22 protein-coding genes and 1 pseudogene are annotated in these 26,891 nt (G+C 60.2%); 12 read left to right on the forward strand and 11 right to left on the reverse strand.

The window, feature by feature from the left end:
• Positions 1-611: 611 nt before the first annotated feature.
• The 4 genes from QYH43_RS26160 to QYH43_RS26175 all read right to left on the reverse strand — a co-directional run bounded on the left by QYH43_RS26160 (position 612) and on the right by QYH43_RS26175 (position 5,513).
• The gene (locus QYH43_RS26160) at positions 612-2,327 is read right to left on the reverse strand and encodes an amidase (RefSeq protein WP_095151572.1); all 1,716 of its coding nucleotides are present in this window, start codon (positions 2,325-2,327) and stop codon (positions 612-614) included.
• Positions 2,328-2,950: 623 nt separating this feature from the next.
• The gene (locus QYH43_RS26165; RefSeq protein ID WP_095151571.1) at positions 2,951-3,274 is read right to left on the reverse strand and encodes a hypothetical protein; all 324 of its coding nucleotides are present in this window, start codon (positions 3,272-3,274) and stop codon (positions 2,951-2,953) included.
• A 234-nt stretch (positions 3,275-3,508) separates the two neighbouring features.
• Entirely contained in the window at positions 3,509-4,141 is a 633-nt protein-coding gene (locus QYH43_RS26170) for a response regulator transcription factor (protein WP_046042521.1), read from the reverse strand.
• A gap of 7 nt (positions 4,142-4,148) precedes the next feature.
• Positions 4,149-5,513 (reverse strand): cache domain-containing protein, encoded by a 1,365-nt coding sequence (locus tag QYH43_RS26175; RefSeq protein ID WP_301158439.1) that lies wholly within the window; start codon positions 5,511-5,513, stop codon positions 4,149-4,151.
• 298 nt (positions 5,514-5,811) lie between these two features.
• Between QYH43_RS26175 and QYH43_RS26180 the strand changes: the two genes are divergently transcribed.
• From QYH43_RS26180 to katG, 3 genes are all read left to right on the forward strand, one after another.
• Positions 5,812-7,869, forward strand: a complete 2,058-nt coding sequence (locus QYH43_RS26180; RefSeq protein WP_095061590.1) for a carbon starvation CstA family protein — start codon at positions 5,812-5,814, stop codon at positions 7,867-7,869.
• Between the two features lie 2 nt (positions 7,870-7,871).
• Entirely contained in the window at positions 7,872-8,069 is a 198-nt protein-coding gene (locus QYH43_RS26185; RefSeq protein WP_095061592.1) for a YbdD/YjiX family protein, read from the forward strand.
• Between the two features lie 348 nt (positions 8,070-8,417).
• Positions 8,418-10,676 carry a catalase/peroxidase HPI gene (katG, locus tag QYH43_RS26190; RefSeq protein WP_301158440.1) on the forward strand — a complete coding sequence of 753 codons (2,259 nt, stop codon included), beginning with the start codon at positions 8,418-8,420 and terminating at the stop codon, positions 10,674-10,676.
• 114 nt (positions 10,677-10,790) lie between these two features.
• On the opposite strand, the gene QYH43_RS26195 is transcribed toward katG, so the two are convergent.
• Positions 10,791-11,675, reverse strand: a complete 885-nt coding sequence (locus QYH43_RS26195) for a LysR family transcriptional regulator (protein ID WP_301158441.1) — start codon at positions 11,673-11,675, stop codon at positions 10,791-10,793.
• Positions 11,676-11,822: 147 nt separating this feature from the next.
• Here QYH43_RS26195 and QYH43_RS26200 point away from each other — a divergent pair, with 147 nt between their 5' ends.
• The 6 genes from QYH43_RS26200 (at position 11,823) to QYH43_RS26225 (ending at position 18,753) form a co-directional block, all read left to right on the forward strand.
• Positions 11,823-13,214, forward strand: coding sequence for an MFS transporter (locus tag QYH43_RS26200; protein ID WP_301158442.1), 1,392 nt, complete (start codon positions 11,823-11,825; stop codon positions 13,212-13,214).
• Between the two features lie 156 nt (positions 13,215-13,370).
• Entirely contained in the window at positions 13,371-15,374 is a 2,004-nt protein-coding gene (locus tag QYH43_RS26205) for an aminotransferase class I/II-fold pyridoxal phosphate-dependent enzyme (RefSeq protein WP_301158443.1), read from the forward strand.
• 27 nt (positions 15,375-15,401) lie between these two features.
• On the forward strand, positions 15,402-16,184 hold the full coding sequence (locus tag QYH43_RS26210) for a transporter substrate-binding domain-containing protein (RefSeq protein ID WP_095061602.1): 783 nt from the start codon (positions 15,402-15,404) through the stop codon (positions 16,182-16,184).
• A 134-nt stretch (positions 16,185-16,318) separates the two neighbouring features.
• Positions 16,319-17,032, forward strand: a complete 714-nt coding sequence (locus QYH43_RS26215; RefSeq protein WP_095061604.1) for an ABC transporter permease subunit — start codon at positions 16,319-16,321, stop codon at positions 17,030-17,032.
• Positions 17,033-17,050: 18 nt separating this feature from the next.
• Entirely contained in the window at positions 17,051-17,749 is a 699-nt protein-coding gene (locus QYH43_RS26220; protein WP_301158444.1) for an ABC transporter permease subunit, read from the forward strand.
• Positions 17,749-18,753, forward strand: a complete 1,005-nt coding sequence (locus QYH43_RS26225; RefSeq protein WP_301158446.1) for a DMT family transporter — start codon at positions 17,749-17,751, stop codon at positions 18,751-18,753. The genes QYH43_RS26220 and QYH43_RS26225 overlap by 1 nt, the downstream gene beginning before the upstream one ends.
• Here QYH43_RS26225 and QYH43_RS26230 read toward each other — a convergent pair.
• A pseudogene (locus tag QYH43_RS26230) lies at positions 18,709-19,248 on the reverse strand (TetR/AcrR family transcriptional regulator); the annotation flags it as partial. The gene QYH43_RS26225 and the pseudogene QYH43_RS26230 overlap by 45 nt on opposite strands.
• A 114-nt stretch (positions 19,249-19,362) precedes the next feature.
• On the opposite strand from QYH43_RS26230, the gene QYH43_RS26235 reads away from it, so the two are divergent.
• Complete coding sequence (locus tag QYH43_RS26235) at positions 19,363-20,379, forward strand: succinylglutamate desuccinylase/aspartoacylase family protein (RefSeq protein WP_301158447.1); 1,017 nt, start codon at positions 19,363-19,365, stop codon at positions 20,377-20,379.
• A 1,022-nt stretch (positions 20,380-21,401) separates the two neighbouring features.
• On the opposite strand, the gene QYH43_RS26240 is transcribed toward QYH43_RS26235, so the two are convergent.
• The gene (locus QYH43_RS26240) at positions 21,402-21,770 is read right to left on the reverse strand and encodes a type 1 fimbrial protein (RefSeq protein WP_301158448.1); all 369 of its coding nucleotides are present in this window, start codon (positions 21,768-21,770) and stop codon (positions 21,402-21,404) included.
• A gap of 805 nt (positions 21,771-22,575) precedes the next feature.
• On the opposite strand from QYH43_RS26240, the gene QYH43_RS26245 reads away from it, so the two are divergent.
• Both QYH43_RS26245 and QYH43_RS26250 read left to right on the forward strand, forming a co-directional pair.
• Positions 22,576-22,806: a DUF3955 domain-containing protein gene (locus QYH43_RS26245; protein WP_301158449.1), complete on the forward strand. Its 231-nt coding sequence runs from the start codon at positions 22,576-22,578 to the stop codon at positions 22,804-22,806.
• Between the two features lie 16 nt (positions 22,807-22,822).
• Positions 22,823-23,185 (forward strand): YcgJ family protein, encoded by a 363-nt coding sequence (locus QYH43_RS26250; RefSeq protein WP_301158451.1) that lies wholly within the window; start codon positions 22,823-22,825, stop codon positions 23,183-23,185.
• A gap of 255 nt (positions 23,186-23,440) precedes the next feature.
• On the opposite strand, the gene phnE is transcribed toward QYH43_RS26250, so the two are convergent.
• Genes phnE through QYH43_RS26270 form a run of 4 tightly spaced genes read right to left on the reverse strand, consistent with a single transcriptional unit; the run spans position 23,441 to position 26,671 of the window.
• Positions 23,441-24,208, reverse strand: a complete 768-nt coding sequence (gene phnE, locus QYH43_RS26255; RefSeq protein WP_301158452.1) for a phosphonate ABC transporter, permease protein PhnE — start codon at positions 24,206-24,208, stop codon at positions 23,441-23,443.
• Positions 24,205-25,032: an ABC transporter permease gene (locus QYH43_RS26260; RefSeq protein ID WP_301158453.1), complete on the reverse strand. Its 828-nt coding sequence runs from the start codon at positions 25,030-25,032 to the stop codon at positions 24,205-24,207. Before QYH43_RS26260 ends, phnE begins: the two co-directional genes overlap by 4 nt.
• The gene (locus tag QYH43_RS26265; protein WP_301158454.1) at positions 25,026-25,823 is read right to left on the reverse strand and encodes a phosphonate ABC transporter ATP-binding protein; all 798 of its coding nucleotides are present in this window, start codon (positions 25,821-25,823) and stop codon (positions 25,026-25,028) included. The genes QYH43_RS26260 and QYH43_RS26265 overlap by 7 nt, the downstream gene beginning before the upstream one ends.
• Entirely contained in the window at positions 25,820-26,671 is an 852-nt protein-coding gene (locus QYH43_RS26270) for a putative selenate ABC transporter substrate-binding protein (protein ID WP_095061629.1), read from the reverse strand. Before QYH43_RS26270 ends, QYH43_RS26265 begins: the two co-directional genes overlap by 4 nt.
• Positions 26,672-26,891: the final 220 nt, after the last annotated feature.

The following is a 26,891-nucleotide window of genomic DNA, read 5'->3' on the forward strand; positions in this document are numbered from 1 at the left end:
ATCGTTAACGACCATCGCTGGCAAGCCATCTCCTACAGTCCCTTTTTTTGGGTTCACCACGCAATCCCAAAAAACCGTAGGAGCCGGCTTGCTGGCGATGGACTCAAGTGCGCCGCGTTGATCCAGTTCACCCGCGTTATCGTTAACGACCATCGCTGGCAAGCCAGCTCCTACAGTCCGTTTTTTGGGTTCACCACCCAATCCCAAAAACCCGTAGGAGCCGGCTTGCTGGCGATGGACTCAAGTGCGCCGCGTTGATCCAGTTCACTCGCGTTATCGTTAACGACCATCGCTGGCAAGCCAGCTCCTACAGTCCGTTTTTTGGGTTCACCACCCAATCCCAAAAACCCGTAGGAGCCGGCTTGCTGGCGATGGGCTCAAGTGCGCCGCGTTGATCCAGTTCACCCGCGTTATTGTTAACGACCATCGCTGGCAAGCCAGCTCCTACAGTCCGTTTTTTTGGGGTTCACCACGCAATCCCGGAAACCCGTAGGAGCCGGCTTGCTGGCGATGGACTCAAGTGCGCCGCGTTGATCCGGTTTATACGCGTTATCGTTAACGACCATCGCCGGCAAGCCAGCTCCTACAAGGGAGCGTGCCCCACGTTGAAATTACCGTTGGTTAGCCGTCAATGGCGGAGTGCGCGGCGGGATCATGCGCTTGTTGCCGGTCGACTCGAAGGCCGATGCCAGGTGCAGCAGCGACGAGTCGTCATAGGCGCGACCGGCAAACGTCAGGCCGACCGGCATGCCGATGTCCGGCATCACGCCCATTGGCACGGTGACCGTTGGCACGCCCAAGTGACGGATGGCGAGGTTGCCGTTGGCGACCCAGACCCCGTTGCTCCAGGCGATATCCGCCGATTTTGGATCGACATCCGCATTCGCCGGACCCACGTCGGCGACCGTCGGGAACAGCACAGCGTCGAGGCCCAGACGATCCATCCAGTCTTCCAGATCGATCTTGCGGGTTTTCTCCAGTCCGCGCAGACCGTCTGGCACCGTGGAAATCTGATCCCACGGCGTGATGCCGCGTTCGGCCATGCGCACGTATTCGTCCATGCCAGCGGCCAGGTCGCCTTCTCGGTTGGGCAGGGTGCCCGGGTCGTGAGGGAAAATCAGCGGGCCGTCGACATCAACGAGGCGATTCAATTTTGGATCGCCGTTGGCCTGCAGGAAATCATCGAAGGCCCAGGCCGTCAGGTCCCACAGTTCATGGTGTAAAAATTCCTTGGAGACGATGCCGCGATTGAACACGGTCGGCGCGCCAGGACGATCGCCTTCACAATTGGAGACCAGCGGGAAATCCACTTCGATCACTTCGGCGCCAGCGGCTTCGAGGGCCTTGCGCGCCTGCTCCCAGAGCCCGATCACCGAAGGACGGGTGTGGATGCGTTGGCCGGTCGGCCCACCGATGCCCGGCGACTCGGACGTACCAGCTTCAGGGTCGGCGTTGATGTACATGCGCGGGACGCCGAACTTCTTGCCCTTCAGCGCTTCGCTGTTTGCCGCGAGCGAGGCATAGGATTCAGGGCGTACCTCGGACGATTTCGGAATGGGCACCCAGGGTTGCAAGCGCCACAGATCGCCACGGGTGTCCGGGTCATCGGCCACTACCACGTCGAGCACTTCGAGCAGGTCGGCCATGGTGCGGGCGAATGGCACGACCACGTCCATAGTCGGGGTCAGCGGCCAGTTGCCGCGTACCGAAATCACACCACGCGATGGCGTGTACGCGCACAAGCCGTTGTTCGAGGCCGGGCCACGACCACTCGACCAGGTTTCTTCTGCCAGACCGAATGCGGCGAAACTGGCAGCGGTCGCCGTACCGGCACCGTTCGAAGAACCGGAGGCAAACGGGGCGGTGAGGTAATCAGCGTTGTACGGGCTTTCGGCACGGCCGTAGACACCGCGCTGCATGCCGCCATTGGCCATCGGCGGCATGTTGGTCTTGCCCAGGCAGATTGCGCCGCCGGCGCGCAGGCGCTCGACAGTGAACGCATCGCGATAGGCGACCAGCTCTTTGAACGCAGGGCTGCCCGAAGCGGCGGTCAACCCTTTAACCAGGTAACTGTCCTTGGCCGTGTAAGGGATGCCATCGAGCGGGCCGAGCGTTTCGCCCTTGGCGCGGCGGGCGTCGGACGCTTGAGCTTCGGCCAGCGCCTCAGGGTTGGACACCACGACGGCGTTGAGGGCGGTGGGTGTTTGCGGACCGTCATAGGCCTCGATCCGGGCAAGATAGGCTTGTACCAGTTCAACCGACGTGGTCTGGCCGGATTCGAGCGCGGCGCGCAACTCGGCAATGGAAACTTCGGTAACTTCGATCATGCTGCCACCGCCGATTGCAGGTGGAGGGTCCCAAACACTTCACGTTTCTCGAAATGGACTTTCATATCGTTATTCTCATTGCACTGTCTGGCGCGACAGGGTCGGGTGTTAAAAATACTGAGCACTATTTAGCATTAAACCGGGTTTAGAGGAATATCTTGTCCAGTTTATCTTACAGGCGACAGAAAAAAGGTACTTCACCCATTCCCGAGAACTGTAGGAGCCGGCTTGCTGGCGATGGACTCCAGTGCGCCGCGTTCATTCAGCTTATACGCGTCATCGTTAACGACCATCGCTGGCGAGCCAGCTCCTACAGGAGACCGCGTTCGAGTCGAAAATGATGTGAACTCCAAACCCGTGAAAGAACCAGAAAAAAGGCCACTACAACCCGACGTTGTGGTGGCCCGAGGGTGACTCATTTTAGCACCGGATCACAGCCATTGGCCGCGTGATCAATGCGCGCCGGCAGCCTCTGGATGTACTTCTGGAGGCTCAACGGGCAAGCAGCGGTGAGACTGCCGAGAGCCTGGCCTGAGGATCTCAGGGCGCTGTCAGGCTGACCAACACAAAAAAACCGGCTGATCAGGCCGGTTTTTTTGTGGGGCGGTGGCAGAGCAACTTATTCAGGCAGTGCGATTCTCGATCAGACGATCCGAGCCGCCTTCGGCGACGCGGTTTTGCAGCAGTTTGTCAGAACCACCTTCAGCAACGCGGTTTTGCAACAGTTTGTCAGAGCCACCTTCAGCAACCCGATTCTCCATCAATTTGTCGGAGCCATCGGCGGCGACGCGGTTTTCGATCAGGCGATCGGAACCACCCTCGGCCACACGGCTTTCTATCAGACGATCCGAGCCGCCTTCAGCGACCACTGGTTGAGCGGAGTTTGCGGCGAAAGCGTTAACTGCGAAAACCGAGAAAGCGATGCTGAGGAGGGTCTGGCGTTTCATGATCGTGTGCTCCGGGGTGCTTATGGGTTGGTATGGAGCAGATGTTACGCCGGGGATTTTTTAAGAGAACTTCATTGAGTTGATGGTGACTATCGATGCTGTCAATGGATGATTGGGTGATCCTGCCGAGCTTGCTCCGGACGGTGTTTCGACGATAGCGGTGTGTCAGTCAACTTCTAGACTGACTGAACGGCCGCTATCGCTGGCAAGCCAGCTCCTACAGGGGGGCGGGTGTTAGCGGGAAATGAGTCCGTGATCAAGGGCGTATTTGACCAGCGCCGCCGGCTTGTCGATGTTGAGTTTGCGCCGAATGCTCAAACGGTGTGTCTCCACCGTGCGCACGCTGATGTCCAGCTCCCGCGCCATTTCCTTGTTATTCAAGCCTTGGGCCATTTTCGACAAGACCTGGCTTTCCCTCGGGGTCAGCTCGTTGTCGGTGTTCCTGTCGGCAATCAGCCGTTGGGCGATTTCCGCGCTGTAGAAGGTTCCGCCGCTGCTGATGGCTTCGATGGCGGCGATGATTTCCCGTGACGGTGCGTTCTTCAGCACATAGCCGCTGGCGCCGGAGCGCACCGATTCGCTGACGTATTCGTAATTGTCGTACATGCTCAGCACCAGCACCTTGAGCGACGGGTACTGGCTGCGGAGGACGCGGGTCAGCTCCAGGCCGTTCATGTCCGGCAGGCTGATGTCGACCAGCAGCAGGTCAGGCTGGCAGCGGCCGACCATCTCGATGGCCTCGGCACCGTTTTCCGCTTCGCCGACCATTTCCAGGGGCGACATCACGGCCAGCAGCGCCTTGATGCCGTCGCGGACCAGGGAGTGATCGTCGACCAGGGCGACGCGGATCGGGGAGGGCAGGTTCATGCAAGGTTCACTCTTGTAGTTTTGCGCCAGGTTTCATCGGCAGCCGTACGTCCAGCTCACTTCTGCCCGGCATCGAGATCAAATCGAAGCGTCCGCCAAAATGCTCGACGCGTTCGCGGATGTTACGCAAACCAATGCCCGCCTGACGACGTTCGACCTGGGCCACGTTGAAACCGATACCGTCATCGACCACCATCAGCCGCACGGAGTCGTTGCAACCGCGCAGTGTAATGGACACGTTCTGCGCCTGAGCATGGCGCTCGATGTTGGTCAGGGCTTCCTGGACGATTCGGAACAGCGACACCGCCGCGCCGTCGACGAGTTGGCAGTCGAATTCATTTTCGTCATAGGTCACGGTCAGCCCGCTGCGCTGTTCGAACTCTGCGGCCAATTGGCCGATGGCTGCCGACAGGCCAAGGGTGTCGAGCAAGGATGAGCGCAGGTCATGGGAGAGGCTGCGGACTTCGCCAATCGCATCGCCCAAGCGCTCGGTGGCGTCTCGTAAAATACCCAGGCCCTTGTCTTGTCCATTCTCCAGCATGTGGTTGGCCAGTTCGAACTGGAACTTGATCGAGACCAGCACCTGGCTGATGCCGTCGTGCAACTCGCGGGACACCCGTGATCGCTCTTCCTCCTGCAGGCTGACGATGCGCTGGGTCAGGCGTTGCAGTTTCTTGTCCGCCAACCGATGTTCGCTGACGTTGAGGGTCATGCCGGTGGCGAACACGAACAGCACCGCGACGAGGGCGACCACGGCAATTGCCATCATGGTTTTGCGAATGCCCTGAGCCACTTCGTCCCGGGCTTGTTGCGTGGCGCGCTCGACGTCTTCGAGGTAAATACCGGTGCCGAGCATCCAGCCCCAGCGATCGAGCATCACCACGTAGGCGAGTTTATCGGTCACCTGGCCGGACGAGGGTTTGTTCCAGGCATAGCGTTGAAAGCCTTCACCCGATTGCGCGCTTTTCAGCAGCGCCTGAATCACCGGCAGGCCATGCGGGTCTTTCATGTCCCAGAGGTATTTGCCCACCAGCTCGGATTGCCGCGCATGCATCAGGCTGCGGCCTTCGTGGTCGTAGACGAAGAAGTAGCCGTTGATGCCGAAGCTGAGCTTGCGCAGCTCTTCGAGGACTTGTTGCTGGGCGTGGGCATTGCCGTGACCATCGTCATACAGGGGCGCGATCAGGCTTTGCGCCATTTCCACGTAGTTTTTCAGCTCCGCGCGTTTGCTCGCCAGAATGCTGTCTTCAATCAGTTGCGCCTGTTGATCGCCCAGTTGGCGGTTGAGGGAAATCACCAGCGCGCAGATGACGGCAATGGCCAGCACCAGCGGCAGAATCCCGAGGGCGACGATCTTGTGTTTGAGCTGCATGTTGACTCCTGCCCGCGCGAAGGATCGGGATCATATGCCAAAGAGTCGCCTTGTAGGAGCGAGCCTGCTCGCGATGGCGGTATATCAGACGAATCGATGTTGAATGACACACCGCTATCGCGAGCAGGCTCGCTCCTACAGGGGGCGGTGGTGTCTACGTAGAACTACGTAGAGATCACGTACGTAGTAACGCGGATTTATTTGTGGACGGCATGCGCGGATATTGGGCCAGCTCCGCACAGCGGACACAATTATAAAAATTACCGCCGCAGTCATGGCTGTCGGCAGGAGACACGCTATGCCCCGTCTGGCTAAACACCTCGCCTGGTTTGCCGTGGCTGTCCTGGGAGCGATTGCGCTGAGTGTCGTGGCCCTGCGCCGCGGCGAAGCGATCAACGCCCTGTGGATTGTCGTCGCAGCCGTCGCTATCTACCTCGTTGCCTACCGCTATTACAGCCTGTTCATCGCCAACAAAGTGATGCAAATCGACCCTAATCGGGCCACTCCGGCTGTGCTCAATAACGATGGTCTGGACTATGTTCCGACCAACAAACACGTACTCTTCGGTCACCACTTCGCGGCCATCGCCGGCGCGGGGCCTTTGGTCGGTCCGGTGTTGGCAGCGCAGATGGGCTACTTGCCCGGCACGCTGTGGCTGATCGCCGGGGTGGTGCTGGCGGGTGCGGTTCAGGACTTCATGGTCTTGTTCATGTCTACTCGTCGCAACGGCCGTTCCCTGGGGGACATGGTCCGCGAAGAAATGGGCCGCATTCCCGGCACCATTGCGCTGTTCGGCTGCTTCCTGATCATGATCATCATCCTCGCGGTGCTGGCATTGATCGTCGTGAAAGCCCTGGCCGAAAGCCCGTGGGGTATTTTCACGGTGATGGCGACCATCCCGATCGCGATGTTCATGGGCATCTACATGCGCTACATCCGCCCGGGTCGCATCGGCGAAATCTCCATCATCGGCGTGCTGTTGCTGCTCGGATCGATCTGGCTGGGCGGGCAGGTTGCCGCCGATCCGGTGTGGGCCAAGGCCTTCACCTTTACCGGTCTCCAGATCACCTGGATGCTGATCGGCTACGGTTTTGTCGCGGCGGTACTGCCGGTGTGGTTGATTCTGGCACCGCGGGACTACCTCTCCACCTTCCTGAAAATCGGCACTATCGTCGCCCTGGCCATTGGCATTCTGGTGACCATGCCCGAGTTGAGAATGCCGGCGCTGACTCAGTTCGTCGACGGTACCGGACCTGTGTGGAAGGGCGGTCTGTTTCCGTTCCTGTTCATCACCATCGCCTGTGGCGCGGTCTCCGGTTTCCACTCGCTGATTGCTTCCGGCACTACGCCGAAGCTGCTCGCCAGTGAGGGGCATGCCCGTTACATCGGTTACGGCGGCATGCTGATGGAATCGTTTGTCGCCATCATGGCCATGGTCGCGGCATCGGTGATTGATCCGGGCGTGTATTTCGCCATGAACAGCCCGGCCGCTGTCGTCGGTGCCGATGCGGTGACCGTTGCGCAAACCGTCAGCAGCTGGGGTTTCGCCATTACCCCGGAAGCCTTGCAAGCCGTGGCCCACGACATCGGTGAAACCACCATCCTGGCCCGTGCCGGTGGTGCGCCGACCCTGGCGGTTGGTATCGCGCAGATCCTGCACAGCGTCCTGCCGGGTGAAAACACCATGGCGTTCTGGTACCACTTCGCGATCCTGTTCGAAGCGCTGTTCATCCTGACCGCAGTCGACGCCGGTACCCGTGCCGGGCGTTTTATGCTGCAGGACTTGCTCGGCTCGTTCGTGCCAGCGCTGAAGCGCACCGAATCCTGGACCGCCAACCTGATTGCCACGGCCGGTTGTGTGGCGATGTGGGGTTACTTGCTGTACCAGGGCGTGATCGATCCACTGGGCGGCATCAACACCTTGTGGCCGCTGTTCGGTATCTCGAACCAGATGCTTGCCGGTATCGCGTTGATGCTCGGCACCGTGGTGCTGATCAAGATGAAGCGTCAGCGGTATGTCTGGGTCACCTTGCTGCCAGCGGTATGGCTGCTGATCTGCACCACCACTGCGGGCTACATCAAGCTGTTCGACGCAAACCCGGCGATCGGCTTCCTGGCCCTGGCGAAGAAATACAGCGATGCGCTGGCCAACGGTCAGGTGCTGGCCCCGGCCAAGAGTATCGACCAGATGCAGCACGTGATTTTCAACGCCTACACCAACGCAACGCTGACCGCTTTGTTCCTGTTCGTGGTGTTCAGCATCCTGTTCTTTGCGCTCAAGGTCGGCGTCGCTGCCTGGGGTACCAAGGAACGTACGGATAAAGAAGCGCCATACCAAGCGCTGCCGGATGCCTGATCATGTTCAATGACCTGAGTCGTCTGGGCAAATACCTCGGTCAGGCAGCACGCCTGATGGTGGGCATGCCCGACTACGACAACTACGTCGAGCACATGCAGACCAAGCACCCGGACAAGCCGCTGATGGATTACGAGGCGTTCTTTCGGGAACGTCAGGAAGCCCGGTACGGCAGCAAGTCAGGACCGAAGTGTTGTTGATTGAAAGAAAAAACGGCTGAAAAAGCCTTGTGGTGATCACTGAAAAAGTGGCGAGGGAGGAAACTCCCTCGCCATTTTTTTTCGTTCATTTTTTAGCGCAGCAATTCGCCCGGTATCGTCATGGAAGGTTCTTGAACCCAGGGATTTACGCTGTTTGTCAGCTATCTCTGCCCGATGTAACGACAGTTCCCCATACCGGTACTTTAATGGTTGTTCTAGAGCGCCTGATCACGGGGCTGTCATAGCCTTAAGGCTATGGATCCCATGTCCAAAAGCTATTTCATTAATCGGTCATCCGGATCCACGCTCAAGGGTGGTTAGCTGAAAACAAAATAAAGAGGAGATGCCATGTCAACTGAATCGAAATGCCCGTTCAATCACGCCGCTGGCGGTGGCACGACGAACCGCGACTGGTGGCCGAACCAACTGAACCTGAAGATCTTGAGCCAGCATTCGCCCAAGTCTGACCCGTTGGGGGGCGACTTCAACTACGCCGCAGCTTTCAAAAGCCTGGACTTTCAGGCGCTGAAAAATGACCTGAACGCCCTGATGACCGATTCTCAGGACTGGTGGCCCGCAGACTTCGGCCATTACGGTCCATTCTTTATCCGCATGTCCTGGCACGCCGCAGGCACCTACCGCACCGGTGATGGCCGGGGTGGCGCCGGTTCTGGCCAGCAACGTTTTGCGCCACTCAACAGCTGGCCGGATAACGTCAGCCTCGACAAGGCGCGCCGGCTGCTCTGGCCGATCAAGCAAAAGTACGGCAACAAGATTTCCTGGGCGGACCTGATTGTCCTCACCGGTAATGTGGCGCTGGAGTCCATGGGCTTCAAGACCTTCGGGTTCTCCGGTGGTCGCCCGGATGTCTGGGAGCCGGACGAAGACGTTTACTGGGGCTCTGAAAACAAATGGCTGGGCGGTGACACACGTTACGGCAAGGATGACAGCAAGCCTGTGCAAAAGCCCGGTGACGTTCCGCTGGTTGCCGAACCCGGCAGAAACGAAGAAAGCCGTACCGAAAATGGCCGCCATCTGGAAAACCCTCTCGCCGCGGTGCAAATGGGCTTGATCTACGTGAACCCGGAAGGCCCGGAAGGCGAGCCTGACCCGGTCGCATCGGCCAAGGACATTCGCGAAACCTTCGGTCGCATGGCGATGAATGATGAAGAAACCGTCGCGCTGATCGCCGGCGGTCACGCCTTCGGCAAGACCCACGGTGCCGGCCCGGCCGACCACGTAGGCCCTGAGCCCGAAGCCGCCGGTCTTGAACTGCAAGGCCTGGGCTGGAAGAGCACGTTCGGCACTGGTAAAGGTGCGGACACCATCACCAGTGGCCTGGAAGTGACCTGGACCACCACGCCAACGAAGTGGAGCAACAACTATCTGGAAAACCTGTTCGGCTTCGACTGGGAATTGACCAAAAGCCCGGCCGGTGCACACCAGTGGAAACCGAAAAACGGCGCGGGTGCCGGCATCATTCCCGACCCGTTCGATTCGGCAAAACGTCGCGATCCGACCATGCTGACTTCGGACCTGGCCCTACGCTTCGACCCGATCTACGAACCCATCTCGCGGCGCTTCCTGGCCAATCCAGACCAGTTGGCCGATGCCTTCGCCCGCGCCTGGTACAAGCTCATCCACCGCGACATGGGTCCGCTCTCGCGCTACCTCGGCCCGGAAATGCCGGCAGAAGAGCTGTTGTGGCAAGACCCGATTCCTGATGTCGATCACCCACTGGTCAACGACAGCGATGTCGCCGCGCTCAAAGGCAAAATTGCGGCCTCGGGCCTGTCGGTTTCGCAACTGGTGTCGACCGCTTGGGCGGCGGCCTCGAGTTTCCGTGGCTCCGACAAGCGAGGCGGTGCCAACGGCGGTCGCCTGCGCCTGGCCCCGCAGAAATCCTGGCAGGCTAACCAGCCGGCGCAACTGGCGAATGTGTTGGCAAAACTCGAAGCCATCCAGGGCGAGTTCAACAGTGGTGGCAAGAAAATCTCCCTGGCCGACCTGATTGTGCTCGCGGGTGGTGTGGGCGTGGAGCAGGCCGCGAAAAATGCGGGCCACAGCCTAACGGTACCGTTCACTCCGGGTCGCATGGACGCCAGTCAGGAGCAGACAGACGTCGAGTCCTTCGGTTTTCTTGAACCGATTGCCGACGGCTTCCGTAATTACCTCAAGCAACAATACCGCGTCCCGGCCGAGGCATTGCTGATCGACAAGGCGCAACTGCTGACACTCACTGCGCCGGAAATGACGGTGTTGCTGGGCGGCCTGCGGGTGTTGAACACTAATGTCGGCCAAAGCAAACACGGTGTGTTCACCGCGCGTCCGGAAGCGCTGACCAATGACTTCTTCACCAACCTGCTGGATATGGGCGTGGAGTGGAAGCCGGTGTCGGACGCCGCCCAGGAATTTGAAGGGCGTGATCGCAAAAGCGGCGCAGTGAAGTGGACGGGGACGCGGGTCGACCTGGTGTTTGGCTCCAACGCGCAGTTGCGCGCCCTGGCCGAGGTCTATGCCACCGCCGATGCGAAGGACAAGTTCGTCAAGGACTTCGTTGCTGCGTGGACGAAGGTGATGAATCTGGATCGTTTTGATCTGGCGTGATTAGTTAAGGCTGCAAAACACCGCGACCGGGTCTGATACCCGGTCGCGTTTTTTTTGTTCCCCTCGCCGGTTTGAATGCCGGTGACGCACGCATGCGGATTAGCGCATCGCGGCCTACCGACTGCAGATATCCCACAAACAGCCCCGCAACCAGCGATGCGCGGGGTCTGCGTCCATGCGCGGGTGCCAGAGCATCGAGACGCTGATGGGCGCCGTGGTGAATGGCAAGTCAAAGCACTGCATCCCTTCGCACAGGTTGCCAACGTGACGCTCCGGAACGGTGGCCACCAGGTCTGAAGCCCGGGCCAGCGCCAGCGCGGCGCAAAAGCCACCGACGATGGTGCTGATGTGTCGTTTCAGTCCGAGCAGGTTCAGGGCTTCATCCATGACGCCTTTGTCGTGCCCACGGCGTGAAACCAGAATGTGGTGGGCCGCCGCATAACGTTCGGCGGTCATAGCCCCTTTGTTCAATGAATGCCCTTTGCGCACGACACCGATGAAACGGTCGCGAAACAACAGGCGTGTGCGCACTTCCGGGCTGGTCGATTCACCGATGACACCGGTTTCCAGATCGACGGAGCCGTCGCGCAACAGGGTGCTGTCCTTGTTCAGTTTCTGCACGAAGTTCAGACGCACACCGGGGGCTTCGTCGTTTATGCGGGCGATCAGTGACGGCCCGAAGTTCTCCACGAAACCATCGCTGGTGCGCAGTGTGAACGTGCGAACCAGATGCGTAAGGTCGAGCGCTTCGTCCGGTCGCAGCACGGCTTCGGCGTCCTGTACCAGCGCACTGACCCGCTCGCGCAACGCCAGCGCCCGGGGTGTGGGCACAAGACCGCGTCCGGCCCTGACCAACAGCGGATCGCCCATGGTTTCGCGCAAGCGTGCCAGGGCACGACTCATGGCCGATGGGCTGAGATGCAGGCGCTGGGCTGCGCGGGCGACGCTGCCTTCCTCCAGCAACACATTCAGTGTGATCAGCAGATTCAGATCAGCCATCGAATCAAATCCTGTAGGCGCGAGCTGGCTCGCTGCCAAATTGTTGGTGTGGCGTCAGATGCACGTAGTTAGTGCAACTGCTGCGTCTTCCGCCATGTTAGGTGTGAGCTTAGTCTCGGGACAACCTGTTTGCGGAGTGACCCGAGTATGAAGTCCCGATCCGAGCGCGGAGCGTTGGCCTGCCTTTCACTGTCCATGCTGCTGTCGTCCCTTGGCACCAGCATTGCGAACGTCGGTTTGCCGACATTGGCCGAGGCATTTTCCGCTTCCTTCCAGCACGTGCAGTGGGTGTTGCTCGCTTACCTGCTGGCCATTACCGCCTTGATCGTCAGTGTTGGCCGGTTGGGGGATGTCGTTGGCCATCGGCGCCTGTTGTTGATGGGGGTGACGCTGTTCACGGTGGCCTCGGTCCTGTGCGCACTGGCGCCCACTCTTTGGCTGTTGATCGCCGCCCGAACCCTGCAAGGCACGGGCGCAGCGATCATGATGGCGATGACCATGGCGCTCGTGGGGGAGGTGGTGCCCAAGGCCCGGATGGGCCGCGCAATGGGTGTGCTCGGCACGATGTCGGCGATTGGCACGTCACTCGGCCCGACCCTCGGCGGTTTGTTGATTGCCAATTCGGGGTGGCCTGCAATCTTTCTGATCAATGTGCCGCTGGGTGTTCTGGCCATTGGGCTCGCGGTTCACTTTCTACCCAATGATCACCACGAGAAGAGGGCGGATTTCGATGTTCTCGGCACGCTGGTCCTGACCCTGACGCTGCTGGCCTATGCCTTGGCGATGACCCTTGGACGTGCCAGGTTTGATCCGCTGAACATGGCGCTGTTGCTGGTGGCGGTGCTTGGGTTGGGCGTGTTTGTGTTTATCGAGCGCAAAGCCGAATCACCGCTGGTTCAATTGACCCTGTTGCGCAATCTGCCGTTGAGTGCGGGTTTCGCCATGAGCGCACTGGTGACGAGCGTGGTCATGGCCACCCTGGTCGTGGGGCCGTTTTATCTGACGGGGGCACTGGCGCTGGATGCGGTGGGCGCAGGATTGGTGATGTCCACGGGACCGCTGATTGCGGCACTGGTCGGAATCCCGGCGGGCCGATGCGTCGACCGATGGGGCGCACATAGATCCGCGATGTGCGGATTGATGACCATGTTGATCGGTGCATGCAGTCTGCCCGCCGTGCCAATGGGGTTCGGTGTGCCCGGTTATGTGGTGCCACTGGCTGCCATTACCGCCGGTTATGCGCTGTTCCAGGCGGCCAACAATACGGCTGTCATGGCGGACGTTACGCCGCAGCAACGGGGTGTCATTTCCGGCTTGCTCGGGCTTTCGCGCAATCTCGGGTTGATCACGGGCGCTTCGCTGATGGGCGCGGTATTCGCTGTCGGTTCGGCCAGTGGCGACATCTTGCAGGCCCAGCCCGAAGCCATCGCGCAGGGGATGCGCCTGACGTTTACGGTCGCCGCCGGGTTGATTGGCGCGGCGCTGATCATTGGCGTCATCAGCCAGCGTGGTTCCCGGATCGCTGCCACCTCGTGTTGAAAAACGGCACGACTGTCGTGAAAACGACCTGTTTGCGCTGAACGCGAAGCCTTGTGAGTTTTCTGTTGAACGACTGTTCAGTCTGGACTATGTTGGGGCCACCTTTCCCCGGCTGGTTGCGGGCTTGCGTTTCTTCAATTCGAACGAGGCACTGGCATGCGGTTTTCACCCTTTGTTGAGCGGATCAGCGGCCAAGGCGTTGCCGCTTGGGATATTCACTACGCGGCCAACGCCGCCCAACGCAATGGCGAGGATGTCATCATCCTCAGCGTCGGCGACCCGGATTTCCCCACCCCCGATTTCATCACCGATGCCGCGATTAACGCCCTGCGCGAAGGTGACACCCACTACACCGAAATCGCCGGCCGCCAGGCCTTGCGTGAAGCCATCGCCGCCCGCTACAGCGATGTGATCGACCGCCCGCTGCAAGCCGCCAACGTGATTGTCGCGGCGGGCGCGCAGAATGCTTTGTTCGCCGCCTCGATGTGCTTGCTCAGTGCCGGTGACGAAGTCATCGCCCTCGACCCGATGTACGTCACGTACGAAGCCACGCTCAAGGCTTCCGGCGCTACGCTGGTGCGCGTGCCCTGTGCGGCGGACGGCGGTTTTCGGCTCGATGCGGCGGTGCTGGCCAAGGCGATCACCCCGCGAACCCGGGCGATTTTCTTCTCCAATCCAAACAACCCCACGGGCGTGGTGCTCAATCGCGAAGAGCTGCAAGCCATCGCCGACCTCGCCATCGCCCATGACTTGTGGGTGGTGGTGGACGAGGTCTACGAGAGCCTCGCCTATGAGCGCGAACACCTGAGCCTGGCGGCGTTGCCGGGCATGGCCGAGCGCTGCGTGGTGATCGGCAGTCTGTCGAAATCCCACGCCATGACCGGTTGGCGGATCGGCTGGATCATCGCCGATGAAGCCTTGGTCAATCATGTGGAAACGCTGGTCCTGAGCATGCTCTACGGCTTGCCGGGGTTTGTCATGGAAGCGGCGCTCAAGGCCGTGCAATCCCATGACGAAGTGACCCACGGCATGCGCGAGATCTACCGTCGTCGTCGCGATCTGGTGGTGTCTGGGTTGGCGGATTGCCCGGGAATTTCCGTGCTCAATCCCGATGCCGGCATGTTCGTATTGGTTGATGTGCGCGGCACTGGCCTGACGTCGCTGGAGTTTGCCTGGCGCCTGCTGCGCGAAGCCGGTGTATCGGTGCTGGACGCCGCTGCGTTTGGCGAGCCGGCCCAAGGGTTTGTGCGGCTCTCGTTCACCCTCGGTGAAGAGCGACTGGCCCAGGCCTGCCAACGGATACGCGACTTTGTGCGGGTGTTGAACGGTGAAGCGCCACGGCCGGTGATCAGCACGGTGACCAGTACCGTAAGCGTCGAACCGACTGCGTCCAAGACCATGATCGAAGTCGATCGCCTGCATAAACGCTTCGGCAATATCGAAGTGCTCAAAGGCGTTTCCCTGACCGCCTGCGAGGGTGAAGTGATCTCCCTGATCGGCGCGAGTGGCTCGGGCAAAAGTACCTTGCTGCGCTGCATCAACATGCTTGAAGTGCCGGATCAGGGGCGCATCCTGGTCGATGGCGAAAGCATTCACCTTAACCAGAATCGTCCCGGCGCACCGCTGGTGTCGGACGCCAAGCAACTGGTCCGCATCCGTTCCAGCCTGGGCATGGTGTTCCAGAACTTCAACCTCTGGCCCCATCGCACGGTGCTGGAAAACCTCATCGAAGCGCCGACCCAGGTCCTGCGTGAAAGCCGTGCGGAGGCCACTGAACGGGCCGAAGCGCTGCTCGAACGCGTCGGGCTGGCGGCCAAGCGCAACGAGTACCCGGCGTTTCTCTCCGGGGGACAGCAACAACGGGTGGCCATCGCCCGGGCCCTGGCCATGCGGCCCAAGGTCATGCTGTTCGATGAACCCACCTCGGCACTCGACCCGGAACTGGTCGGGGAAGTGCTGCGGGTGATCCGCTCCCTCGCCGAAGAAGGCCGGACCATGATCCTCGTGACTCATGAAATGGCTTTCGCACGCGATGTCTCTTCCAAAGTCGCCTTTTTGCATCAAGGGCTGATCGAGGAAACCGGTTCGCCGGACGAAGTGTTCGTACACCCACGCAGCGAGCGTTGCCGACAATTCGTCAACGCTCATCAGACTCGCTAACTCATCATAAAAAGACGGGAAAACAACATGGGAAATCGACGTTTTGCAAACTGGTTGACCGGTGCCGCCTGCATCATGCTGGCCGGTATGAGTGCGGCACAGGCGCAGCCGATCAGGTTCGCGGTCGCAGCCGAACCGTATCCGCCGTATACCGAGAAACAGGCCAACGGTGAGTGGAAAGGTTTTGAGGTCGATTTGATCCGCAAGCTGTGCAGCGAAATGAAAGCCGAATGCGAGATCAAGGAAGTGGCGTGGGACGGGATCATTCCGTCGCTGCTGGCGAAGAAAATCGACGTGATTTTCTCGTCGATGTCTGTGACCGAAGAACGCGAAAAACAGATCGCCTTCAGCAAGGCTTATTACGACTCGGTGATTGCCGTCGTCGGGCCGAAGGAAGCGTCGGTGAAGAAGTTCCCGGATGACCTCAAGGGCAAGATCATCGGCGTGCAGAACTCGACGGTGAGCGCCAGTTACCTGAAGACCTACTACGAAAAAATCGCCGACGTTAAGTACTACGACACCCAGGATTCGGCCAACGCCGACCTGATCGCCGGGCGCATCGACCTGATGATGGCAGACGGCACGGCCATGGCCGCGTTCGTCAAAACCCCGGACGCCAAGGACCTGGCCTACCTCGGCGCCGTGCCTTACGACCCGATCTTCGGCAAAGGCGTGGGCGCCGGCCTGCGCAAGGATGACGCCGAACTCAAGGCCAAGCTCGACAAGGCGATCCAGGAATTGCTGGCGAGCAAAGACTATGACGACCTGTCGCAGCACTACTTCGGTACCAGCGTGAAGCCTGCGTTCTAACTACCACACAGATCCTGTAGGAGCCGGCTTGCCGGCGATTGTTACGGCGCGGTCTGCCTGACACACCGCTTCGCTGGCAAGCCAGCTCCTACAAGGTTTGGGCAGTGTCTTTATGGTCGTTACTGGAGGTTGAAATGCCAGCAATGTTCGATCTGATCAATTTCACCGAGCAAGGGTGGGGCAGTGCGCTGCTGAAGGGACTCTGGATGACCCTGCAGATTTCCGCCGGGGCCTTCGTGCTCGGGCTGGCCATCGGGTTGGTGGTGGCGTGTCTCAAACTCGGTGCGCCGAAACCGATTGCGGCGTTGATGCGCGGGTACACCACGTTGTTCCGGGCGGTGCCGGAGTTGTTGCTGATCCTGCTGCTGTACTACGTCGGTTCCATGCTGCTCAATTCGTTGATGGCCAAGCTCGGTTACGCAGCGATAGACGTCAGCGGTCCGCTGGCGGCAATTGTCGTGCTGGGGCTGGTGCAGGGCGCTTACGCCTCGGAGATTTTCCGCGCGGCGATCCAGGCGATTCCCTTTGGTCAGATCGAAGCGGCCAAGGCGTTTGGCTTGAGCGGTTTCGGCCTGTTCCGCCGCGTCACGCTGCCGATCATGGCGCCGTATGCGATGGCCGGGATGGCCAACCTGTGGATCAACCTGATCAAGGACAGCGCGCTGATCAGCGTGGTCGGCACCAACGAGTTGTTGTACACGGCCAAGCAGGCTGCGGGCTCGACGCGCCACTATCTGTTGTTCTACCTCACGGCCGCGGCGTTGTATTACGCGGTGACGCTGGTGTCGAACTATTTGTCAGGACGGTTGGAGCGACGCATTCGTCGCTGGATGCCTCTTGTTGACTGAACCGGCAGAGAGAATGAAATGATTCCAGCGTGGATAGTTGAATACGCGGCGCTGTTGGGCCGAGGGCTGCAAACCACCATTGCCATCCTGTTGGTGTCCAGTGTGTTGGGATTTGCACTGGCGGTGCTGGTGGCGCTGGCGCGGATCTCGAAGAACAAGGTGATCGCCAAAGTCAGCCTGCTCTATACCAGCGTGACGCGCGGTACGCCGTTGCTGATCCAGATCTACATTTTCTACTACGGCCTGGGCAGCCTGTTCGCGCAGTTTCCGCTGATTCGCGGCAGCTTTCTCTGGCCCTACCTGCGCGACGGTTACTGGTACATCGTGTTCGCCCTGGTGGTGTCGGTGGGGGCCTATGTCGGCGAAGTGATTCGCGGTGGGCTGCTGGCGGTGCCCAAAGGTGAAATGGAAGCGGCGTCGGCCTTTGGCATGACCGCGCGTCAGTCGTTGCTGCGCGTTCGTTTGCCTCGTGCGATGCGTCTGTTGCTACCGACCCTGGCCGGGGAAACCGTGATGCTGCTCAAGTCCACGGCGCTGGCCTCGACCATCGCGGTGATCGACTTGCTTGGCGCCGCCAACGTGGTCCGTGCCCAGACCCTGCAAGTCTATGAGCCGCTGCTGCTGGTGGCCGGGGTGTACGTCTGCCTGACGTTCCTGATCGAGGCGCTGTTTGCCTTTGCCGAACGGCGCGGGACGCCCGTGCGCAGGTCGGCCTGATGAGTCCGCCAACGGTTGACCGCTCGCTGCAAGGCATTGGCCTGTGCGCTCTGGGCTATGCGTTTCTGGCATTGCAGGACGCGGTCATCAAGTGGCTGGTAGCCGATTATTCAGTGGTCACCATTCTGTTCTGGCGCAGCCTGGTGGTGGTCGCCGCGGTGTTGCTGGTGGGGCGCCTGCGCCTGATTCAGCGAGCCTGGCACTCGCCGAGCCGGCGCTTGCTGGTGGTGCGCGGTCTGTTGTCGATTGTGGCGTGGCTGCTGTACTACACCGCGGCCCGGGATTTGACTCTGGCAGAGATGACCACGTTGTATTTTTCCGCACCGATCATGGTCACGGTGCTGGCGGCGGTGATTCTCAAGGAGCGCGCCAGCGGCTGGCAGTGGTTCAGCCTGATCATCGGTTTTGTCGGGGTGGTCATCGCCTGTCGCCCCGACAACATGACCGACCCGTTGCCCATCGTCCTGACGCTGTTGGCGGCGATGTGCTGGGCGTTCACCTACATTCAGCTGCGGCAGGTGGATGACCAGACCTCGGTGCTGGAGCAGATGCTGATCACCAACGTGGTGTTCGTGATTTGCATGGTGGTCGCTTTGCCCTGGACCCATACACCGTCGCCGACCCCGGCCTGGCTGGGCATGCTCGCTGCCGGGCTGGTGGGCGGTATCGGTCAATTTCTGTTGTTTGCCAGTTTCCGTCGGGCCACCGCGACCTTGCTCGCACCGTTTGAATACACCGGGCTGATCTGGGCGTTTGCTTTGTCGAGCCTGATCTGGGGCACGCTGATGGAGACGTCGCTGATGATCGGCGCCGGGTTGATTGCGGTCAGCGGCACGCTGGCAATGATCTTCGGCCGGCACGCCTCACAAGACGTCCTCGGCGCTGAATGCTCCGTGACGCAGCCCCTTTATCCAGCAGCGGCAGATGTGGAGGCCGTTGGCGGCGCTGAAGGTTTCGGGGTTGAGGCACCACTCGAGCCAGAGTCCGTCGAGCATCGCCGATAGACCGATCGCAGCCAGGCGCGTGTCGTGGATCACGAACCCTTCGCTGGCGGCCAGATCGTCAAGCAGATCGCGGATCAGATCGAGGTAGGCGCGGTAGCTTTTTTCGTGGGACTGGCTGACGTGCTCGGAGTGCCGGATCAGGCTCCAGAACACCACCCACACACCGAGCAATTGCGGGTCCATGACCCGGGGTGAAAACGAGCCGATGAGGAAGGCGTCGATTTTCTGCGCGGGTGTTTCGGCCTGAGTGATTTCCTGGAGCAGGGCGGTCGTCAGTTCGCTGGCGAGGCGCTGGTAAGTGTCGGCAATCAACGCATCGATGCTGCCGAAATGGTGATTGAGCAAACCGACTGACACCCCGGCCTCGGTGGCGATGCGCCGCACGGATATCCCGGCGTGACCGTCGCGGCTCAGGCAGCGCAGCGTTGCGGCCACCAGCCTTTCGCGGCGGTCATCGGGTTCGGTTCGGCGGTTTTTGGGAGTATGGGTTGTCACACGGTTTTCCCTGGATTTGATGCCACGTTGGCGAGCTTAGTTGAACGTGCGTTCAATCTCCAGTTCGGCAAGGGCGATACAGCGATTTCAACAGACATGACGGAGGACAAGCCAATGACGCAGGATGTTTCGTTCAATGTTCGCAACAACAACGGTGACGCCGTACGGGTCGGTGCCTGGCGTTACGAAGGCGACGGCAGCGGGCCGACGGTGCATTTGCAGGCCGGGGTGCACGCCGATGAAATCGCCGGGATGCTGGTGTTGCACTTATTGATGCAGCGCCTCCAGATCGCCGAGTCTCAGGGACGACTCAAGGGGCGCATCACAGTCGTGCCACAGGCCAACCCGCTGGGTATCGGGCAGTTTCGCCAGGGGCGGATTCTCGGTCGTTACCATGATGCCACGGGGCACAACTTCAACCGTGCGTTCGACTTGTCGGCAGCCATGGAGCGACCTTCAACCAACATCCAGGAATGGCAAAAAAGCCTGGTGCAACTGGCGGCCACGGCGGACGTGATGCTCGACCTGCACACCGATGACGAAGCGCTGCCATACCTTTACGTGCACCGCAGTTTCTGGCCCCGCGGACGTGAACTGGCGGCGGCGATGAAGATGGACGTGGCGATCATCTGGGATGACGGCGGCGATGGATCTTTCGAGGAAACCATCATTGCCCCGTGGTTGCGCGACGGCGCCACAGAAGGCCGCATGGCCGCGACCCTGGAGCTGCGCGGGCAGGGCGATGTCAGCGACCGTTTTGCCGAGTCTGACGCCGAAGGCCTGTACAACTGGCTGTGCGGTTTAGGCGTCATAGACGAACAAGTGCCACCCGCTGACTGGCCTGTTGAAGCCGTGGTAATGGGCCACATGGAAACCATCCTCGCGCCACAACCGGGTGTGCTGATCTTTGAAAAGGAACTGGGGGATTTCGTCGAGGAAGGGCAGCGCTTTGCACGGATTCTTGGACGACCGGGTGACCCGTCTTCCGAAGTGGTGCTGCATGCCGAGCAGGCGGGGCGGCTGGTGACGCGCTATCGTGATCGTTTGATCCCTCAGGGCATGGGCGTGGCGAAATTCACCGGCAGCCGGGTATCGCGCAACTGGAGTGGCGGGTTGCTGGACCCGAACTAAGCCTGACCCTCGGAAGGGTGTCATGACATTGGTGGCGAGGGAGCTTGCTCCCGCTGGGCTGCGAAGCGGCCCCGGCTTTTCTTCAGTCAGATGGTGCCGTCAGGTTTTGCGACGGCTTCGCCGCCGAACGGGAGCAAGCTCCCTCGCCACAGGGGCGGTGTTAGCTACTGAGTTGGCGTCTGCCAATGATTCAGTGCGCTGTATGTGTTGTTGCGCAAATTGAGCCTGCCAACATTTGTGGCGAGGGAGCTTGCTCCCGCTGGGTTGCGAAGCGGCCCCTGCTTTTCTTCAGTCAGATGGTGCCGTCAGGTTTTGCGACGGCTATGCCGCCGAACGGGAGCAAGCTCCCTCGCCACAGGGGCGGCGTTAGCTCCTGAGTTAGCGTCTGCCAATGATTCAGTGCGCTGTATGTGTTGTTGCGCTAATTGAGCCAGCCCACATTTGTGGCGAGGGAGCTTGCTCCCGCTGGGCTGCGAAGCGGCCCCTGCTTTTCTTCAGTGAGATAGTGCAGGCAGGTTTTGCGACGGCTACGCCGCCGAACGGGGGCAAGCTCCCTCGCCACAGGGACGGTGTTAGCTACTGAGTTGGCGTCTGCCAATGGTGCAGTGCGATGTATGTGTTGTTACGCTAATTGAGCCTGCCGACATTTGTGGCGAGGGAGCTTGCTCCCGCTGGGTTGCGAAGCGGCCCCGTTTTTTTTCAGTGAGATAGTGCAGGCAGGTTTTGCGACGGCTATGCCGCCGAACGGGAGCAAGCTCCCTCGCCGCAGGGGCGGTGTTAGCTCCTGAGTTAGCGTCTGCCAATGGTTCAGTGCGGTGTATGTGTTGTTACGCTAATTGAGCCTGTCGACATTTGTGGCGAGGGAGCTTGCTCCCGCTGGGTTGCGAAGCGGCCCCGTTTTTTTTCAGTGAGATAGTGCAGGCAGGTTTTGCGACGGCTATGCCGCCGAACGGGAGCAAGCTCCCTCGCCACAGGGGCAGTGTTTAGTCACAGATTCAGCCAGCATCAATCCGACTCAGTTGTCAGGGCATGCTGAGAGTAATCAGGTAATTCCCGGACTGAACGGGCGCGCCAGTGTCATCCACCAATGCATACTGCTGATCGAAGTAGCGACTTTCGCGCTCCTTTTCAGCGAGGAGTTTGACCTTGATGCCCGTGGGGTTGAGCGAGCCGACGCTCACCGTTGGCGTAATGGAATTTGCACTGAAAGCCATCGAGCGACTCTGGACCGGGCATCCATAAAGCTCAAATGTCGCCGCTGTACCCATGTTTGGCTGGCAACCCGATTCGACAATACTGCCCTGAAACGAAATCGTGCTCGACGCGGCCAGGCAAGCGCCATTGAGTGCGAATAAAAGACTGAAGCCCACTGCCAGATGTTTGCTGTTCATGTCTCACGCTCCTTGAGTTGTAACGTTTACGTCGTCCATGAAGGGTAGAAGCTTGAGGCGTTTCTTGTATCGTGGTGTATCAAGACGCGAAATTTTTCATACAGTCATACAAAACCAGTACTTCACGGATACAGCCCGGATACACCGCTGGGGCCAAATGGACCTGCCAAAGCGAGAGGCACTTCGCACCTCGCAGTTTCCTGTCCGAGGGTGAGGTGTACACGCTCCTCACCCACCAATTCACCGCCAACGGCAAGAAAGTGCCGACCGAGCTGTTCACCAGGTTGAGCCAGGCTAAAGACTGATCGGCCGCAAACAAAAAAACCTTCCTGTGTTGAAACGCAGGAAGGTTTTTTTGCGTGGGCAGTGAACGTCAGCTTCGGGTCCAGAGTGTGTAAAAACAGACGGTGCGGCCAGCCAACACCCCATTCAATCGGCATGAAAATGACTGGCGAATCACCAAAAGTTTACCCATTTCAATAGATTTCCCGAAAAGTGCGTGAGCAAACCAGTGACGGTAAAACTCAAGCTCAACTTTCAAACCAGGCCGTGATGCGGGCTGGCAACTGCCTCCATCGGGACGACAAACTCAGCACATCTGCCGCCCTGAAGCCCAACGCGAACCGAACTGAAAGGAACCCACACCGATCCACTCCAGAGCGGCGCGCTGTAACACCAAGGAGTCTGATTATGAACAAACGGTCCCCGTCGATGTCTTTTGCGCTGTTGTTGGTCGTGAAGTGATGCCCGTTCAAGCACGTGTGGGTGCGCTGGCGAAGACTCAATGAGCCCTTACGGAGGACGTATGAAGAGAACACAAAAAAGATATGGCCTATTCATTGCCATTGCGGCCTTGCTTCTCGGCCTCGCCTGCTTCGGGCTGTTCGAAGTGCTTGGCAGCTCCATCGCCCCGGACGGACGCCTCCACGAACCTTTTGCGCTGCTGCCGTTGGGTTGGGCGCTCATCACACTCGGCATAGTGGGATTGGGCGCCAGCCTGTTTCGCCGTGGCTTGCGTAGATCTGAAACTCACTAAACGAGGTCTAACGAGTATGAATAAATCATATCTTTCCTTTTCTCTGGCGCTGCTGCTGACCATGGGCGTGATATCTGCACACGCCAAGGATTTGGCCACGATCCAATCGCCTGCGTCGGGCGTGCTCTGCGACCGCTACCTGTGTGCCAATGACAAAGGGATTTCCCGCGAGCTAACGGAAAAGTATCTAGGCAAGAAGGCTGCTGCGAACGAGGTGTTCACATCGAGTGACGTTGATTTGACCGAGTTCACCTTTGCCAACGGGACTTTCTGCGACGTGAAGGAGCGGCTATGTCGTGAAGATCGGTACTACGGTGCGAACGGCCAGCGAACCGGAGCTGTCGCCAAAAAATACACTAAGTTACTGTTTGGCGAATAAGCAAAAAGTGGCGTTTCATCCGTATAACCACTGCCGGCCGTATTAACCAACTGACAGTACGACACAACCTGGGCACTACTAAAGGCTGCAAGGCGCAGTGATTTTTTCCGCGGTTCAGAACCATTCGATCGGTTCGAAACACCTGGGTTTACCCCTGCAACTGATGAACAACAGGGTAGGCATAGCGCCGTACGCCCCGAGACTTTAACGGCGTGCCGATGCTCTGTAACCGTCTGGCCTCCATTTGAGTCATTATCAAGCCTTAACCCAGCGCTGGCGACTCCAGCTACTCAACCCATCAACGGCAAACACCAACAGCAACATGGCCAGAATCACTGTGCTGGCTTGGGCTTCCTGGAACAGGCTGAGGCTGACATAGAGCATCTGCCCCAAACCGCCGGCACCGACGAAGCCGAGCACGCTGGCCATGCGGATGTTGTTTTCCCAGCGGTACAGGATGTACGCCAGCAGCTGTGGAAACAGGTTGGGCAGGGTGCCGTAGCAGAAGGCCGAGACGACGTTGCCGCCCTGCAAGCGAATGGCCTCGGCTGGCTCTGGCGGGGTGTTTTCCAGCGCTTCGGCGAACAGGCGGCCAAGCACGCCAGTGGTGTGCATGGCCAAGGCCAGGGTGCCGGCGTTCGGGCCGAGACCGGCCGCCAGCACCATCAACGCGGCCCACACCAGTTCAGGAATGGCGCGCAGGGCATTGAGCACGAGGCGCGACGCGCTCTGCAATGGCCAGCCGAAACGCCCGGCCGCGGGCAGCGCCAACACCAAACCGAGCACTGCCGCGAGCAGGGTGCCCAGGGCCGACATGGCCAGGGTTTCCAAGGCGCCGCGAGTGATGGCTTGCAGATGGCCGGCGCTCAGGTCCGGGCTGAGAAAGCGCAACACGTACGCGCCCATTTGCTTGAGGTTGCCGCTGCCCGCCAGTTCACCCAGGTCGAGACCCAGATAGCTGAACGAGGCGACGGCCGCTGCGACGATCAGGGCGATCAGCATCAGGTTGATCAGACGATTCATGCGAACCTCCAGCGCAGCAGGCGGCTGATCTGATCAGCGAACAACACCAGCACAAAGAACGTCAGCAACATGCTCGCCACTTCACCGCCGGCGAACATGCGCAACGACAAATCGATCTGCTGACCCAGGCCACCGGCGCCGACGAAACCCATCACCACCGAAGCGCGGATCGCGCATTCCCAGCGGTACACCGTGTACGACAGCAGTTCCGCCGCGACATTGGGCAGGATGCCGTAGCAGAACGCCGCCAACCGACTGCTGCCCGCTTGCAGCAGCGCATGGGCGGGGCGCTGATCGACCGATTCGAAAATTTCCGCGTAGACCTTGCCGAGCATGCCGCTGTAGGTAATGGCGATGGCCAGCACCCCAGCCGTTGGCCCAAGGCCGACCGCACGGACAAACAGCAGCGCCCAGACGATTTCCGGCACGCTGCGCAGGAAGATCAACAGCCCGCGTACCGGCCAGCGCAACAGTCGGCCGAGCAGACTCGGGCGTCCACCACGAGAGGCCGCCGTGAGCGACAACGCTCGACTGGCCAGCAAGCTCGCAGGTACGGCCAACAGCAAGGCCAGGGCCATGCCGGCGGTGGCGATGGCCAATGTCTGCAAGGTGGCTCGCCACAGCAGTTGCAGGAACTCTTCGTCGTGGGCGGGGGGCCAGAAGGCTGAAACAAAACGGCCCATCTCGCTCTGGCTGTCAGCCATGAACAGCACGCTCAGGTCCAGCTCGCTGAAACGGATGCCCGGCCACAGCAGGGCAATCGCCAACAGACTGAGCAGCAGGCGAGGTCGGAGGGCAGGATCTCGTGAGTCGCGCTTCAGCATCGGGGAATCTGCACACTCAAGGGCGCCACGGGAACGGGCGGGGATTGCAGTTGCTCGTTGGCGTAGAGCCCGTCGAGCAGATTGTGATCGACGTCGCTGGCGGGCAGATCGAAGAAGACCTGGCCGTCGCGCAAACCGATGATCCGTGAGAAGTGCGACAGGGCCAGGTCCACCGCATGCAGGCTGGCGACCAGTGTCACACGGTGTTCCTTCGCATGACGGCAGAGGGTCGACAGCGTGTGCCCGGCCAGGACTGGGTCCATCGCCGAGACCGGTTCATCGGCCAGCAACACCTCGGGTGCCTGATACAGCACCCGGGCAATGCCCACACGTTGCAGTTGGCCACCGGAGAGTTGCTGGCACTGGGCGAACAGTTTGTCACCCAAGTCCAGCCGGGCGAGCGCTGCCCGTGCACCGGGAACATCCAGCGGATGCACCAGGTTCAGCAGGCTTTTGGCGAAGCCCCACTGCCCGAGCTTGCCGGCCAGCACCGCCGTAATCACACGCTGGCGCGGGGGCAGCGGTGGCGCTTGATGCACCAGGCCGATCCGAGCACGCAAGCGCTGACGCTGACGGGCGCTGAGTTGCCAGGCGTGTTCACCAAGCACCTCGACTGCGCCGCTGCCCGGGCGCAGGGCGGTCGCCAACAGGTTGAGCAGGCTCGACTTGCCGGCGCCGGACGGGCCGATAATCGCGACCTGCTCACCGGCGCCGATGTGCAGGTCGACGTTATGCAGCGCACGCACGCCATTGGCGTGCGTGAGGCTGACCTGAGTCAGATGCAAGGTCATTTCAGCAGGTCGGCGGCGCGTGCGGCTTCCTCGATGCCCTTGTAGTTTTCAGGCTTGGTTTCGATGAAGCGGCTGGCGGCCTGCAAATCCAGAATCGCTTTTTGCTCCGGATTGGCCGGGTCCAGCGCCAGGAACGCCGCTTTGATCTTGGCGGCAAGGGCCGGGTCGAGCGTACCGCGCACGGTCCAGTTGTAATCGAAGTAGGCCGGCGTGGTGGCGAAGACCTTGACCTTGTCGGTGTCGACCTTGCCGGCCTTGACCAGTTTTTCCCAGACGCTGGCGTTGAGTACGCCGGCATCGACTTTACCGGCCTGAACCCAGGCAACCGTGGCGTCATGAGCGCCCGAGTAACCCACGCGGCTGAAATAGGTTTCCGGCGTGATGCCGTCCTTGATCATGAAATAGCGCGGCATCAGGCTGCCGGACGTGGACGATACCGAACCGAACGCGAAGGACTTGCCCTTCAAGTCGGCCAGGGATTTGACGTTCGGGTCGGCAGTGATGAATTTGCTGGTGAACTGGGCGTCTTGCTCACGCTGAACCAGCGGAATGGCGTTGCCGGTTTTCAGACGCGCCTGCACGAAGGTGAAACCACCCAGCCAGGCCATGTCGATGCGGTCAGTGGCCAACGCTTCGACCACGGCCGGGTAGTCGGACACCGGGACGAATTCGACCTTCATGCCCAGCTGTTTTTCCAGGTATTCGCCGAGGGGCTTGAATTTGCGCAGCAGTTCGGTGGGGGCTTCGTCAGGAATCGCGCTGACTTTAAGAGTGTCGGCAGCCTGTGCCAGCAGGGTAGAAAGGGACAAGGTCAGGCCGACGGCCAATGCCAGGGTACGTTTGAGCATGAAGTTCTCCGGTTCAATAGCGGAAAAATGTCGATGCGCCCCGCACAAGCTGATTGCTGCACGACGCTCCGTGAGGTTAGACGAAAACGCCGCGATTATAGGGACTCTTGCGTGCTTGACCAGCGTCGCAGCAGGACGCAGGGCTAAAAAGACGTGTAGGAGCGAGCTTGCTCGCGATGACGGTGTGCCTGTCAGCATCCATATCGACTGATTCACCGCT

The organism is Pseudomonas sp. C32 (assembly GCF_030417915.1).
Classification (GTDB): domain Bacteria; phylum Pseudomonadota; class Gammaproteobacteria; order Pseudomonadales; family Pseudomonadaceae; genus Aquipseudomonas.